The 1,328-nt window shown below is 18.4% G+C and carries 2 protein-coding genes; both read right to left on the bottom strand.

Features of this window, described 5'->3' with window-relative positions; translation table 11 throughout:
• Window positions 1-448: 448 nt before the first annotated feature.
• Window positions 449-835: a 3'-5' exonuclease gene (locus OYV_RS05430; protein WP_320408570.1), complete on the bottom strand. Its 387-nt coding sequence runs from the start codon at window positions 833-835 to the stop codon at window positions 449-451.
• Window positions 836-888: 53 nt separating this feature from the next.
• On the bottom strand, window positions 889-1,328 hold a 440-nt coding region (locus OYV_RS05435; RefSeq protein ID WP_236620291.1), incomplete at its 5' end, for a UvrD-helicase domain-containing protein.

The raw sequence follows: 1,328 nt of genomic DNA on the forward strand, positions 1-1,328 counted from the left end.
GTTTTTTATAACATTTAATTCGTTCCAAAGGTTCAAACATAGAATAATTAAACCCTTTTAAACGAGTCTCATAACCATTATCTTTTTTTTGTACTTTATAAATATTTTTAGAAATTTCCTTAAATAAAACACATAATTTTAAATAACATTTCTTATAATAAGATTCAGTAATTTGATTAAATTTATGTTGTTTTTCTAATTGGTTAACTTTTTCATTATAAATTTTAATAGTAGTAGATAATTCATCATAAATTTTCTATATCTTTTGAATTAGGTAAACAAATTTTTAAATAATCTAAATCAAAAATTTTATCATTTAATCCTTTTATAAAATCATCAGAAATTAATTCTTTTTTTATTAAGGAATAAAAATAATCTATAAAAATAGAAGAATCATTTAAAGTTAAAATTTCAATATCACGTTTAGCACGAGTTATTGCAGTATAAATTATTTTTTTTCTAAAACTTTATCTTGTGATTCATTTCGATTTTGCCAACCAATTAAATAAACGCATTCATTTTCATATCCTTTATATCCATGTATCGTTGACAAAACAATTTCATTTTCTTTACTATTATTATCAGATATAGTAAAAGGAATTTGGTTTTTTTCAAACTCATCTTTAAGTTTTTGTAATTCACCATTACTACGGCAAAGAACAGTTGTAGAATAAATTAAAGAATTTTTAATTTTTTCACACAAATAATTAATTTGTTGATAAAAATTATCAAAAAAAGAAAAATTTATAAAATCTCTATATTTTTTTTCACTAAAAGATAATTGTAAATATTCCTTATTATCAATTAATTCATTAGCTGCTTTAACAATATTAATACCTTTAGAACGATAATTAACATTTAAAAAATGTTTTTCAGATTTAAAATCTTTTAAAAAAGTTCCAAAATACGTTCACTAGAACCAAAAAAACTATAAATATTTTGAGTATAATCACCAAAACAATATAAAGAATTTGGTTTATTAAATAAAAGTTCTTTTATAATAAAATAATAAAAATAATTTAAATCTTGAAATTCATCAATAAAAACAGGACGATTATAAATTAAACCATTATTTCTTTCAACAAATTCAATATAATCACTAGTTTCAATTAATAAACCATCAAAAGTTATTAAATTATTATAACTTAATTTTTCATAATATAAATTTAATAACAATTCAAAAGATTTTTTTAAAACTTTATCATCAATTTTAATAGACGAATAACAATTTTCTTTTTGAAAAGTTAAACATATTAAATTATTTAATTCCTGTAAAAGCTTTCTAAATGAATATTTTCTTTGTTCTTTAAAATACAATTTTAAATCTT

Origin of the sequence: 'Chrysanthemum coronarium' phytoplasma (assembly GCF_000744065.1) — a bacterium.
In the GTDB taxonomy this organism is placed as follows: Bacteria; Bacillota_I; Bacilli_A; order Acholeplasmatales; family Acholeplasmataceae; genus Phytoplasma; species Phytoplasma asteris.